Below are 12865 nucleotides of genomic sequence, written 5' to 3'. Positions count from 1 at the left end.
GGCCTTTCGGGAGGAGGCTTTCATGCAATTCGTTACCGACATGGCGGCGCGCCGGGCGGAGCTGACGCCGGACAAGACCGCCTTCGTCGATCATGAGACCGGCGTTGCACTCAGCTTCGCCGAGGTGGAAACGTGGGCGAACCGGATGGCGCGCGCGCTTGCAGCGCTCGGTGCGGGGCGCGGCGAGCGGGTGGCTGTTCTGACGCAGAACCACGCCGAGTTTTTCGTGCTGCTGCTTGCCGCGCAGAAGAGCGGAACGATCCTGTTGCCGCTCAACTGGCGCCAGCCGCCGGCCGAACTCGCGCCCACGGTCGCGGAGGCGGCGCCGCGTTTCATCCTTCACGACGCGGCGACCTGCGCGACGGCGCAAGGGCTTGCCGGCCTCGTCGGGCTTGCCGCCTTCGCCTATGCGGATGCGGATGCGGCTGCGGATACACGGGAGACGGGCGACCGGTTTCGCGACGCGTGTGACGCGGCATCCGCGCAGCCGCTTGCACAGGGCGAGCGGATCGAAGCGGACGCGCCCTGGTATCTGCTTGCGACCTCGGGCACCACCGGCGCGCCGAAGCTGGTCATCCAGACCGCCGGCATGGCCTGGGCCAACGCGGTCAACTACACCCAGGCCAGCGGTATCGGGCGGCAGGATGCGAGCGTGAACTTCCTGCCGCTGTTCCACACCGCCGGTATCAACCTCTTCACGCTGCCGCTGTTTCTTGCCGGGGGAAGCTCGACCATCCTGCGCCGCTTCGACCCCGCCGCCGTGTTGCGCCTTATCGACGAGGGCAGTGTCACCGCGTTCTTCGGCGTTCCGGCGATCTACCAGGCGCTGGCGCTGGAGCCGGGGTTCGCCCGTGCCGACTTCTCCGCCGTGAAGAGCCTGGGCTGCGGCGGCGCGCCGATGCCCGCTCCGCTGCTGCGCAGTTACATCGAGCGGGGGGTGACCGTCTGCAATGGCATGGGCATGACCGAGACCGGTCCGACCGTGTTCCTCTCCGATCCCGAGCGCGCGGCCGAGAAGATCGGCTCGGTCGGCAAGGCACAGATCCTTGCCGAGGTCCGGCTGGTGGCGGCGGATGGCAGCGAGGTGACAGGCGAGGGCGAAGGCGAGCTCCAGATCCGCGGTCCCGGCGTGACGCCCGGCTACTACGGCAACGCGGAGGCGACGGCGGCGGCCTTCGCGCCGGGCGGCTGGCTGCGCTCGGGCGATGTCGCCCGGCGCGACGCCGACGGCTATTTCGCCATCGTCGACCGGATCAAGGACATGTACATCTCCGGCGGGGAAAACGTCTATCCGGCCGAGGTCGAGCGGGTCCTCGTCACCCATCCCGACATTCAGGAAGCCGTCGTTGTCGGCGTGCCCGACGCGCGATGGGGCGAGGTCGGCGCGGCCTATCTGGTGCCGCGTCCGTCGGCCCGCATCGACCGCGACGCGCTCGTCGCCTGGTGCCGCGAGCGGCTTGCCGGCTACAAGCTGCCGCGCCACATCGAGGTCGCCCCGGATCTGCCGCGCACCGCCGCCGGCAAGGTGCAGAAACACGTCCTGAAAACCCGACATCTGGCCAAATGCAAGGAGGATGGCGCATGAGCGCAGCCCTGGCAGACACCGCCCCGCAAGCGCCCCTGACACTGCGCTGGACGCCGACGCAGGAGGAATTCGACCGCTTCGCCGTGCTCTCGGGGGATGACAATCCCATCCATGTCGACCCGGAGTTCTCCGCGCGCACGCGGTTCGGGCGGACGGTCTCGCACGGCATGCTGCTGTACGCGCGCGCCTACGCGGCAATCCGTCGCCGGTGGCCGCAGGCGGGCCATGCGACGCAGACGCTGATGTTCCCGAATCCCGCCTATGCGGGCGAGGAGCTGGAGCTTGTCGTTGCGCCCGATGCGCGGTTGCCGTGGCGGCTTGCCGTGTCGATCCGCCGGGTCGCGGACGATGCGGTGGTGCTTGCGGGGGAATGCGGGCTGGCGGAGGACGGACGATGACGCTTGAACTCGGCCAGAGCGCGGAGACGATCCGCAGCTACTCGGAGCGGGACGCACGCGATTTCGCCGCGCTCGCCGGTCTTTCCGAGGTTCCGGGTGCGGTGCCGGAGCCGCTCGTCGGCGGGCTCTTTTCCTATCTTTTGGGCGTCAGGCTGCCGGGATCCGGCACCAACTACCTGAAGCAGGAAATGACGTTCCTGGAGGCGGCGGCCTTCGACGTGCCGCTGATCGCCCGGGTGACGGTGACGCGGCTGCGCCCGGAAAAGCACCTCGTCGATCTGGAGACCGTGTGCGAGACGACGACCGGGCAGCGGATCTGCCAGGGCAGGGCGCTGGTCTATGTGGAGGATGTAGCCGGTTGAACGAAACTGCCGTTGCGACAAACAAAAACGCCGCCGGCGGGGCCGGCGGCGTTTGAAACCGTGCTTGCTGTGAGCGCTGGGCTCAGCCGAGCTCGATCTGAGCGGCCTGCAGGCCACGACCGCGACGGTCTTCCTCGGTGATGAAGGTCAGCGCCGTGCCTTCAGCCGGGACCGCGATGCCGGAGCGCTCGAAAGCGGTGATGTGAACGAAAACATCCTTGCCGCCCTCGGACGGCGTAAGGAAGCCAAAACCACGCTCGTGGTTGAAGAACTTGAGGGTGCCGGTCTGGCGCATGGGGAAACTCCTGTCCCGTAGTCTGTAAAAATTAAAGAGCGCAAGTAAGCGCACTTGCTTGCGCGAGCGTGGCATTCTGAAACGGGAAAGGCAGTTCTTCTCGACAATACCGGCTCAACGAACCGGGCATGCGCCGTATACCGAAACTTTCTTAACCGGGATTCGAATTTTCAAGCCCGCCTAGCCGGAACAAGTTCCAGCACGCGCAATATAATCCGAAATGCCGCTACCTTCAAGTGAGGAAAAATCGAGTATTTCCCGACTTTATTGAAAAACCTGTTCGCCGAGCATTTCATTGAAGGCCAAACTTTCCTCCAGATGCGGTGCATGACCGGAGGCGGCAAAGGAAAGAACGCGCGCCTCCGGCAATTGTCCAGCCTGCCACAGGGCTGTTTCCGCAGAATACAGCTGGCTGCGCGCACCGTGGGCGAGCGTCACCGGAATGTCGAGGCGGGGCATCAGCGGGCGGAAGTCCTGGGCGGTGAGCGAGTGCCACATGGCGGCGAGGCGCAAGGGATCCGCCTTTCGGATCTCCGCTTCCGTCCAGGCGACGAGCGCGGGGTCGGCGTCGGCGGCAAAGCAGCGCCGCGCGGTTGCCGGGGCAAGGCGGGGCCACTGGCTCCCGATGGCGCGCAGGAACACGAGGTTGCGCGCCGCGTCGAGCCCGTTGAGGCTGCCGTGGGGCCAGTCGGGCGTGTTGATCACCTTCGGCGACATGTCCTCCACCACGAGACGGGCAATGCGCGCCGTGCCGTGACGGGCGATCAGCGACCAGGCGACGAGCGCGCCCATCGACCAGCCGGAAAGGACCACGTCCGAGAGGTCCTCCCTGTCAAGCAGGTCCGCGAGCGCGTCAGCGGCTGCCTCGATGGTCGGCGCGGGGAATGCCGCGCTCTCGCCATGGCCGGGAAGGTCCGGGGCGAGAACCAGCGTCCGGGATGCGAAGGCGGTCATCTGCGGCGCGAAGAAGCCGCCGTGGCAGGACCAGCCGTGCAGCAGGACGAGCGGTCTGGCGCCAGGACGCGACCGGCCGTCGCGGCGGACGTGAAGGCAGGTCATTTGCGGCTCCTGAGCCGTCCGACGATCCCGTCCGGAAAGAAATAGACCGAGAGGATAAACAGCACGCCGAGCCACAGCAGCCAGCGCTCCGGGGCGAGCAGAACGGGCAGCAGCGGCACGGCCTGCGTCGCCTGCTCGGCACCGGCCATCAGCGTTTGCAGATAGGTCTGGGCCAGGATGAACAGCGTCGCCCCGATGACCGCGCCATACATCGTCCCCATGCCGCCGATCACCACCATCAGCAGGATGTCGATCATGATCTCCATGGAAAGCGTGGTTGCCGGCCCGGTGTAGCGCAGCCAGATCGCGAGCAGCGCGCCGGCGAGAGCGGCGACAACGGCGGAAAGCACGGTCGACGTGGTGCGATACCAGACGACACGGTAGCCGATCGCCTCGGCGCGGAAGGCATTGTCCCGCACCGCCTTGAGCGTGCTCCCAAAGGGCGAGTTGACGATCCGCAGCAGGGCCAGGAAGAGCAGCGCGGCGACGGTGAAGATCAGATAGTAGGCCAGCAGCCGGCCGTCCATGCGCACGTCGAGGATGCGGGCGTCCGCGAACTTGAAGGCCGGCGTCAGCACCTTCGGAATCCGGTAGGTCAGTCCGTCCTCGCCGCCGGTCAGCCACGAAAGCTGCGAGGTCAGGACGGCGAAGGCGCTGGCGATGGCGAGCGTCACCATGGCGAAGAAGATCGCCTTCACCCTCAGCGAGAAGAGGCCGATTGCAAGCGCCAGGACGCCGGCGAGTGCTGCCCCCCCGAGCGTGCCGAGCGCGATTGCCGTGAAGGAGGCGCCAAGCGCGGAGAGCGCGATGGCGACCCCATAGGCGCCAATGCCGAAGAACATCGTATGGGCGAAGGAAACGATGCCGGTGTAGCCGAGCAGCAGATCGTAGCTTGCCACCAGTACGATGAAGATGCAGATGCGCGCGGCGGTGTCGAGCGACTTGGTGCCGGGAAAGAGGAACGGGGCCAGCGCCAGTGCAATCAGGATGGCCACGAGCAGGAGCGCCAGCGAGCGGCTCCGCGGGCGGTCGCCGGAGAGGATCGTGTCGAACATCGGGGGCTCCTACTTGGCCTTGACCACGGGGAACAGGCCCTGCGGACGCCACATCAGCACGGCGACCATCAGCGCGATCGTCGAGACCAGCGCGACCTTGGGCGCGAGGAAGGCCATGTAATTGGACAGGAGCCCGACCAGCAGCGCGCCGATGAAGCAGCCCTCGATGGAACCGAGGCCGCCGATAATGACGACGATGAAGATCAGCACCATGATCTCCGAGCCCATGTGGGCGGTGATGGTTTCCTGATAGAGACCCCACATGACGCCGCCGAGCCCGGCCAGCGCCGAGCCGGCCATGAACACAAGCAGGAACAACCGTCGGATGCGATAGCCGAGCGCCTCGACCATCTCGCCGTTCTCGACGCCGGCGCGCACCAGCAGGCCGACCTTCGTCGCCTGCAGCACATGCCGCAGAGCGACGAACAGGACGAGACCGACGGCGACGGCGAAGATCCGGTATTTCTCGATCACCGCGTCCGCGATCACCACCGATCCCTGGAAGATGGCCGGGCGGGCGACATGGAGCGCGTCAGGCCCCCAGATCACGTGGATCATCTGCTGGGCGACGATGAGCCCGCCCATGGTGACGAGAATCTGCTTCAGGTGATGGCCGTAGACCGGGCGCACGATCACGCGCTCGAAGGCCAGGCCGAGACCGCCGGTGACCGCCATCGCGGCAAGAATCGCCAGGAACACGGCCGCCAGGTTCAACGCGACGGCGCTGGAAGCGCTCCAGCCGGAAAGCCAGGCGAGCACGGTGAAGCCGACGAAGGCGCCGACGGTGGCGAAAGCGCCATGGCCGAAGTTGATCACGTCCATCAGGCCGAAGACCAGGGTCAGGCCCGAGGCCATGATGAAGATCATCAGGCCCATGGCAAGGCCGGCGACGGTGAGCGTCAGCCAGGTCGAGGGCGCGCCGACGCCGATGAATCCGGCGAGCGCCATCGCCGGCACCAGCAGCAGCGGCGCCGCGCGAACCAGCCGCTCGCGCGGCGAGGCGGCGACGAGACGGGGGCGGATGGCGGTCTCGCTCATTGATGTACCTCCAGGCTCAGTCCCATCAGTCGCTCCTGCAGGGTTGCGTCGGCGGCCAACTCCGCCATTGTTCCGGCGTGGACAATGCGACCGTCGTCCATCACCGCGACCGTGTCGCCCAGAGCCGCCGCCATGGCGAAGTTCTGTTCGACCAGCAGGATTGTCGTGTCGGTGCGTTTCAACTCCGCCAGTGCGTCCGTCATCGCCTGCACGATGGCCGGGGCGAGCCCCTTGCTCGGCTCGTCGATGAGGATCATCCGGCGCGGCTCGATGATGGCGCGGGCGACGGAGAGCATCTGCTTCTGGCCGCCCGAAAGCGTGCCCGCGGGCTTGTCCCAGAAGGTGCCGATGGGCGGGAACAGGTCCTTGATCCAGGCAAGGCGTCCGGCGTCCATTGGCCCGTTTACGGCGGCGAGACGCATGTTCTCGCCGACCGTAAGGTCGGAGAAGATGCCCATGTTTTCCGGCACATAGGCAATGCCGGCAAGCGCGATATCGGGCGTCGCGCGCGCCTCGATGCGCGTTCCGTCGAAGCGGATCTCGCCGTCGCTGGCCGACCACAGTCCCATGATAGTGCGCAAGGTTGTGGACTTGCCCGCGCCATTGCGCCCCAGCAGCACGGTCACGCCGCCGCGCGGCACGCACAGATCGACACCCTGCAGGATATGATAAGGGCCGATGTGGGTGTGGACGCCGGAAAGGGTGAGGAGACTGTCGGTCATGAGCGGGCCTCCGTCGCTGGCGCGGCGCGCCCGAGATAGGCCTCCTGAACGATGGCCGAACGCATCACCTCGCCCGGCTCGCCATCGGCGACGAGCGCACCGTTGTGCAGCACCACGATGCGGTCGGCGAGGCTGCGGATGACGTCCATCTTGTGCTCCACCAGCAGGATCGTGCGGTCACGATCCGCCTTGAGGCCCCGGATCAGATCGAGGATCACCGGCACCTCGTCGACGCTCATTCCCGCGGTGGGTTCGTCGAACATCAGCACCTGCGGGGCGAGCGCGATCATCATCGCCACCTCCAGCTTTCGCTGGTCGCCATGGGCAAGCTCTGAAACCGTCATGTCGCGCTTGTCGGCCAGCCGCACCTCGGCAAGCACATGCTCCGCCCGCTCGACAAGCTCGATGTGGCTGTCGGCGCGGGAGAACAGGTCGAAGCCGCGCCGCGCCCGCGACTGGGCGACGAGGCGCACGTTCTCGCGCACGCTGAGGCTGGCGAAGAGGCTCGTGAGCTGGAATGCCCGCCCGATCCCCCGGTCGCAGCGCGCCGCGACCCCGAGCCGGGTCACGTCCTCGCCGTTGAGGCGCACCGTGCCCGAGGTTGCCGGGAGCTGGCCGGAGATCAGATTGAAGCAGGTGGTCTTGCCGGCGCCGTTGGGGCCGACGATGGCGGTCAGCGTGCCGCGCTCGAAGGCGCAGGTAACGCCGTCGACGGCCACATGCCCGCCAAAGCGGATGGTCAGGTTCTCGGTGGCGAGAACGGGCGGTTCGCGCGTCAACACGGGCCTCCGGCGAAGGAATGGAGAGAGGGCGGCGGGGCAGGGGGGCGGTTTGGGCACCGGCGCGGATCTCTCTCCCCGCCGGTGCCCGGGCCCGCCGGGCGCGCTAGCGCTTGTTGCGAACGGGAATGTCCATGTCCCCGATCTTCAGCTCGCGCACAAGTTCGGGAATGCCCCACTCGATCTCCGGATCGACCCGGATCTTGAAGTGATACATGGACTGAAGGGCCTGATGGTCCTCGGCGCGGAAGGTCATCGTGCCCTTCGGCGTTTCGAAGGACATGCCCTCCATCGCGGCGATCATATCGTCCGTGTCGGTGGAACCCGCCTTGCGGATGCCCTCGACGATGGCGATGCCTGCCGACATGCCTCCGGCGGTGAAGAAGTCCGGCGGCGTGCCGTGGCGCTTCTCGTGCTCGGTGACGAGCCAGTCGTTGGCCGCGTTCTTCGGGATGTCATGGTAGTAGTAGGTGGCGCCTTCCATGCCCGGCAACGCCTTGTAGGCCTTCATCGCGGCGAGGATGTTGCCGCCGGTGGCGATCTCGATGCCGAGGCGCTCCGGGTTCATCGCCTTGATCTTGCCGATCGGATTGTTGCCTCCGGCCCAGATCACGAAGAGGAACTTGCGCCCCTTCTCGTCCTTCAGTGCATCGAAGATGCGCTGGGCGCTGGCGGTGAAGTCCTGGGTGTCGGTGGGCGCGTATTCCTCGAAGACCAGCTTCGCGCCCGTCGGGCCGAGCGCCTCGCGGAAGGCGGCGACGCCGTCCCGCCCGAACGCATAGTCCTGTGCGAGCGTCGCGATGGTGACGCCCTCGGCACCCAGCGCCACGGCGTTGGCCACCGCGTCCTGCGAGGAGTTGCGACCTGTGCGGAAGATGTAGCGGTTCCAGTTCTCCCCGGTGATCGAGTCGGCCACGGCCGGCTCCACCAGAAGGATCTTGCCGTATTCCTCCGCCACCGGCAGCATGGCGAGCGCCACGCCCGAGGAAACCGGTCCGACGGCGATGTCCACCTCGTCATCGCCGTAGGCCTCGGCAAGCGCCGCGCGGCCGATATCCGGCTTGAGCTGGGTGTCCTTCTCGATGACGGTGATCTTGCGTCCGTCGATCTCCATCGTGCCGCCGGTCGCATATTCGAGGCCCATCATCAGACCGATGTGCGACTGCTTGGCATAGGCCTCCAGTGCGCCTGTCTTGCCGTAGACATGGGCGATCTTGATATCGTCCGCCATGGCCGACGATGACAGGCCCGCCGCCATAAGCGCGGCCGCCGCGATAATGCGTTTCATCCCCTCTCCTCCCTTCGATCCGCCATGGCGGCTGTCGCGCCCATGGCATTGGCCTGACGTTCCGCAGGGCAGGGCGGCTGCAAAAGCCGCCGGTCTCCTGCGGACCTCCTCGTCCGCCGCATCGTCTCGACCCGCGCGGTGCTCGCGAACGTCTGGCGTTTGCGAGCCTGCGCGACTGTCACGACAATTATATGACGCATGATTCATGTTTCATGTCAATCGGGATGCCTGCGCAGAAGGCCCGGAGACGATGGACGGCGGCGATATGCAGCGCTGGAGCAGGGCGGCTTTCGGCCGTGATTTTCGTAAAAATTGAGCAATTACGGGAAATGAACTGGACGTGATGGCCATCACATCAACGGAAGGTTTGTTTGTGTACTTTCGTTTCATGGATGAGCGAGGTTTCATCCTGAAGATTGAAATAATAAAGCGAACGGAAAACAGAGGGAATGTCGTCATGTACAAGAAGATCGCAATCACTGGATTCGCCATTGCCCTGACGGCTGGCGCCGTCCTGGCCGCCGCCAACACCGGTGCCGAGGCAGGTGGCTGGAACCATCGCAACGGCTGGGCCGCGGCTGGCGGCTTTGCTGCCGGCGCGCTGGTCGGATCCGCCCTGTCGCAGCCGCGCTACTATGTCGAGCCGGCGCCGCGCTACGAGCCGGCCCCGGTCTATTATGACCGCCCCGAGCCCTGGACGCCGGCCTGGTATCGCTACTGCTCGGCGAAGTATCGCTCCTTCGACCCGCAGAGCGGCTATTTCCGCACCTACTCGGGCCGTGCCAGGTTCTGCCGCTGAAGCTCCGAACCGACGTCTCCTGCACAACGGGAAAGGGCCGGCGACATGCCGGCCCTTTCCCGTTGTTTTGCGTGCCGTCGCAGGTCCGGCCGTTGGTGTGCCGGCCCATCGGCGGGATGCAGCGCGCTCAGAGCCCGAGGCGCCGCGCGATGCCTTCCGCCGCCCGCAGTCCGGTGGCGAAACTTGCCTGAAGCAGATAGCCGCCCGTCGGCGCTTCCCAGTCGATCATCTCGCCGGCGACGAAGACGCCGGGCAGGGAGGCGAGCATCAATGCCTCGTCGAGCCCCTCCCAGGACACGCCACCGGCGGTCGAGATCGCCCGGCTCATCCCGGCAATGCCGGAGAGCGGGATGTCGAGCGCCTTGATCTTCGCCGCAAGTGCCGCGGGCTGCTGTGGCCGCTCGCCGAATTCGGACAGGAGGGAGATGGCGACGGGCGCAAGCCCGGCGCTCTTGCGCAGATGCGTGGAGAGCGAACGCTTGCCGCGCGGCGTCGAAAGCCGTTGCTCCAGTTCCCCCGGTTCGATGTCCGGACGCAGGTCGAGCGTCACGCTGGTGGCGTCGCCGGCCGCGAGCGCCTCCCGCAGGTCAGCCGACAGCGCATAGATCGCCCCGCCTTCGATCCCGGAGCGGGTCACCATGGCTTCACCGGCGACCGCGTGGCCGCCATGGGACGCGACGATCCGTTTCAGCGGCGTGCCGGCGAAGCGGCTGGAGAAGAACTCCGACCAGTCGACGGTGAAGCCCGAATTCGCCGGCCTCAGCGGTGTCAGCGCAACGCCGGCCTCAGCCAGGATCTCGTGCCAGGAGCCGTCGCTGCCGAGCCTCGGCCAGCTCGCGCCGCCAAGCGCCAGCAATGTGGCATCCGGCGCCGGCAGGATCAGCGCTCCGTCCGGTGTCTCGAAGCGCAATCCGTCGTCGAAACCGGTGAAGCGCCAGCGGGTGCGGATGGTCACGCCGCGCGCGCTCAGCCGGGCAAGCAGCGCGCGCACCAGCGGCGAGGCCTTCAGCGCGCTTGGAAAGATGCGCCCGCTCGAGCCCACGAAGGTCTCGATGCCGAGACCCGTGCACCAGTCGCGCAGCGCCTGGGGGCCGAAGTCGGCGATCGCGGGAGCAAGCCTTGCCTCCGCCTCGCGGTAGTGGGGCAGAAAGGCCTCCGCCGGCTCGTTGTTGGTCAGGTTGAGGCCGCCGCGTCCGGCCATGAGCAGCTTGCGCGCGACCGAGGGCATGCGCTCGTAGAGCGTGACGCGCGCGCCCTTTTCCGAAAGCCGGTCGGCGGCGATGAGCCCGGCCGGTCCCGCGCCGATGATCGCGATGGAGGGTGATGTCATGATCGTGCCTGTTGCGGCCCGGTGGGCCGTCGTGTCGGGGTGCGCGCGAAAAGGCGCTGCTCAGCGCAGATGCCGCTTTTGCCGGGAAAAGAGAAAGCCGCGCTTGGCCTCGAAGAGCCAGAGCCCGAGGCGCGAGAGCACCGCGACGTCGAGCGCCGAATGCAGCGCCTTGCGGCCGACGCGCGTCAGGTGGAAGCCCTTGAAGGGGGCGAACACCCGGCGCGTCATGCCGAAGGTCTTGTGAAAGCGCGGATGACCGCCGGCGGCGAACCGGGGGTGGAAGGAAATGAAGACGTCGATCTCCGGCCGGTCGAGCAGCGGCGCCAGCAGGGGCGCCACGTCGTATTCGGCGCCCTCGATGTCCATCTTGATGAAGAGCTTGTCGTTGGGCCCGATCATCGCGGCGATCTCTTCGATGCCGATGCATTCGACGCTCCAGGTCACGTCCGCGTCCTTGTGCACGAAGCTCGACATGGAATCGCCCTGCGCGGTCTTCGCCGACATGGTCTGCTCGCCCGCCTGCGTCCACACCGCCTTGCGCAGCACGGTCACCTTGTCGGCGATCTCCGGATTGAGCGCGATGTTGGCCTCCAGCTCGTCGGCCGCCGCCGGATCCGGCTCGAAGGCGATGACCTTCCGCGCGCGCGGAGCTTCATAAAGAACCGTCGGGCCGACCCAGGCCCCGAAATCGAGGCAGATGGTGTTCTCGTCCACGCAGGCGTCGAGGATGTCGTAGGTCGGCTTTTCCCAGTTGCCGTCGACGGCCTGCTTCCAGAAACCCGGGCGCGCGTCGGTGACGTTGAACGTGGTGCTGCGAATGGTGACTGTCTGCATCGGGTCGTCGGCCTGGCTGGTCGTTGAGGGAAGGCTTGGTCGCGTATAGCCTTCTTAGCGGATTGCGGATGCGCGTGTCATTTATCGGCGCTCAGCCGCGCTCGTTGAGCTCGCGCTCATACGCCTTGGCAAGGCGCAGGAAGCGCGTGTAGGCGAAATTGGTCGAGATCACGAGGCCCCACCAGCCGTAGAGCGCATAGCGGCGCAGCAGATAGGCCTTGGCGAAGGCGAGCGGGAACTCCGTGACGAGCCGCCATCTGGCCATCCGCCGGCCGCGCGCGGCCATGTCGTTTGCCTGCATGGTCGAGTAACGGTTCATCTTCTCGACATGGAAGGCGATCGAGCGGATGGAGCGATGCGCCATCGCCGCCTTCAGCTGTCCCATGCGCGCGCCGTCGGGCGGACGGACGGTGTCGTGCACCGGGGAGGCGGAGAAGCGCCCCTTGCTGCGGTCGTAGAGGCGGATCTGGTTGTAGCCGTAGGCCCAGGGCGCGGGGCCGTCCTCATGAGCGAACACATCCTTGATTCGCACCCGCCAGAAATCCGCCGCGGCAAGCCCGTCACCGTCGCGCAGGGCGACGATTTCCGAGGCCAGTTCGGGCGTGGCCGCCTCGTCCGCGTCGAGATTGAAGATCCAGTCGTTGGCGCAGGCGTCCTCGCCGAATCGCTTCTGTGCGCCATAGCCCGGCCACGCGTTGACGAGAACGCGCGCGCCATGGGCCTCGGCGACCGCGTGGGTGCCGTCGCTCGATCCGCTGTCGATGACGATCACCTCGTCGGCGAAGCGGGCGACGCTGTCGATCGCCCGCCCGATCCGGTCTGCCTCGTCGCGCGCTATTATAAAGACGGAGATGGCCGGTCTCTCGCTCATGTATCCTCGCTCGCATCGGTGTCGCGCGGATGTCGCGCGGGCGGTCCCGGGCGCGACTGCTGTGTGTGCCGCGCGCCGTTCGGGCTGTTTACGGCATCGGGAGGCAAAGTGGCACCCGGTTTTGCGCGCGCGGCCGGCTGGGAAGGCGGGCAGCGATTCTGTCTGCGCGCCGCCCGCGCGCCGGATGGCGGGGAATCACGGTGCCCGCCATCCGGCGCGCGGGCACGCGAAACGGGTTCCGTCCGGCGGTCCCTGAAGGGAAGGCGGGGGATCGGGCCGCCACAAACGCCGGCCGTCTCACGCCAGAAACGGCAAAAACCGCCGAAAACAGCCCGTTTCCTAACAGAAGGTAAAGAGAGTGCTAACGGAGCCTTAACGAGGTGTCACCACAAAGACACACTGTGTCCGCGCAGTGCCGCTTCGGGTCATTTGCCGGTTGCGACCTCCCGA

The 12865-nt window shown here is 66.9% G+C and carries 14 protein-coding genes; 4 read left to right on the top strand and 10 right to left on the bottom strand.

The window, feature by feature from the left end; all coding sequences use genetic code 11:
* The first annotated feature begins 22 nt into the window (after positions 1-22).
* Genes ACSLUQ_RS12205 through ACSLUQ_RS12195 form a run of 3 tightly spaced genes read left to right on the top strand, consistent with a single transcriptional unit; the run spans position 23 to position 2345 of the window.
* The gene (locus tag ACSLUQ_RS12205; protein ID WP_461808685.1) at positions 23-1585 is read left to right on the top strand and encodes an AMP-binding protein; all 1563 of its coding nucleotides are present in this window, start codon (positions 23-25) and stop codon (positions 1583-1585) included.
* Positions 1582-1983, top strand: coding sequence for a MaoC/PaaZ C-terminal domain-containing protein (locus ACSLUQ_RS12200; protein ID WP_461808684.1), 402 nt, complete (start codon positions 1582-1584; stop codon positions 1981-1983). Before ACSLUQ_RS12205 ends, ACSLUQ_RS12200 begins: the two co-directional genes overlap by 4 nt.
* Positions 1980-2345, top strand: coding sequence for a hotdog family protein (locus tag ACSLUQ_RS12195; protein WP_417772263.1), 366 nt, complete (start codon positions 1980-1982; stop codon positions 2343-2345). The genes ACSLUQ_RS12200 and ACSLUQ_RS12195 overlap by 4 nt, the downstream gene beginning before the upstream one ends.
* Positions 2346-2427: 82 nt before the next feature.
* Here ACSLUQ_RS12195 and ACSLUQ_RS12190 read toward each other — a convergent pair whose 3' ends face one another.
* From ACSLUQ_RS12190 to ACSLUQ_RS12160, 7 genes are all read right to left on the bottom strand, one after another.
* Positions 2428-2640 (bottom strand): cold-shock protein, encoded by a 213-nt coding sequence (locus tag ACSLUQ_RS12190; RefSeq protein WP_417772264.1) that lies wholly within the window; start codon positions 2638-2640, stop codon positions 2428-2430.
* A 264-nt stretch (positions 2641-2904) separates the two neighbouring features.
* Positions 2905-3699, bottom strand: coding sequence for an alpha/beta fold hydrolase (locus ACSLUQ_RS12185; protein ID WP_461808683.1), 795 nt, complete (start codon positions 3697-3699; stop codon positions 2905-2907).
* Complete coding sequence (locus ACSLUQ_RS12180; protein WP_461808682.1) at positions 3696-4754, bottom strand: branched-chain amino acid ABC transporter permease; 1059 nt, start codon at positions 4752-4754, stop codon at positions 3696-3698. Before ACSLUQ_RS12180 ends, ACSLUQ_RS12185 begins: the two co-directional genes overlap by 4 nt.
* Before the next feature lie 9 nt (positions 4755-4763).
* Positions 4764-5792, bottom strand: a complete 1029-nt coding sequence (locus ACSLUQ_RS12175) for a branched-chain amino acid ABC transporter permease (RefSeq protein ID WP_417772267.1) — start codon at positions 5790-5792, stop codon at positions 4764-4766.
* Positions 5789-6514, bottom strand: a complete 726-nt coding sequence (locus ACSLUQ_RS12170; RefSeq protein WP_461808681.1) for an ABC transporter ATP-binding protein — start codon at positions 6512-6514, stop codon at positions 5789-5791. Before ACSLUQ_RS12170 ends, ACSLUQ_RS12175 begins: the two co-directional genes overlap by 4 nt.
* On the bottom strand, positions 6511-7293 hold the full coding sequence (locus ACSLUQ_RS12165) for an ABC transporter ATP-binding protein (protein WP_461808680.1): 783 nt from the start codon (positions 7291-7293) through the stop codon (positions 6511-6513). Before ACSLUQ_RS12165 ends, ACSLUQ_RS12170 begins: the two co-directional genes overlap by 4 nt.
* Positions 7294-7399: 106 nt before the next feature.
* A complete protein-coding gene (locus ACSLUQ_RS12160) occupies positions 7400-8581 on the bottom strand; it encodes a substrate-binding domain-containing protein (protein WP_417772270.1) in 1182 nt (393 codons plus the stop codon).
* A 457-nt stretch (positions 8582-9038) separates the two neighbouring features.
* Here ACSLUQ_RS12160 and ACSLUQ_RS12155 point away from each other — a divergent pair, with 457 nt between their 5' ends.
* Positions 9039-9380, top strand: a complete 342-nt coding sequence (locus ACSLUQ_RS12155; RefSeq protein WP_461808679.1) for a BA14K family protein — start codon at positions 9039-9041, stop codon at positions 9378-9380.
* A gap of 127 nt (positions 9381-9507) precedes the next feature.
* Here the strand turns inward: ACSLUQ_RS12155 and ACSLUQ_RS12150 are convergent, their stop codons facing one another.
* The 3 genes from ACSLUQ_RS12150 to ACSLUQ_RS12140 all read right to left on the bottom strand — a co-directional run bounded on the left by ACSLUQ_RS12150 (position 9508) and on the right by ACSLUQ_RS12140 (position 12415).
* Positions 9508-10710: a BaiN/RdsA family NAD(P)/FAD-dependent oxidoreductase gene (locus tag ACSLUQ_RS12150; protein ID WP_461808678.1), complete on the bottom strand. Its 1203-nt coding sequence runs from the start codon at positions 10708-10710 to the stop codon at positions 9508-9510.
* A gap of 60 nt (positions 10711-10770) precedes the next feature.
* A complete protein-coding gene (locus ACSLUQ_RS12145; protein ID WP_417772273.1) occupies positions 10771-11544 on the bottom strand; it encodes an FkbM family methyltransferase in 774 nt (257 codons plus the stop codon).
* A gap of 91 nt (positions 11545-11635) precedes the next feature.
* Complete coding sequence (locus tag ACSLUQ_RS12140; RefSeq protein ID WP_417772274.1) at positions 11636-12415, bottom strand: glycosyltransferase family 2 protein; 780 nt, start codon at positions 12413-12415, stop codon at positions 11636-11638.
* Positions 12416-12865: the final 450 nt, after the last annotated feature.

The organism is Stappia sp. ICDLI1TA098, from assembly GCF_054880955.1.
This window is presented reverse-complemented; position numbering and strand designations above follow the sequence as displayed.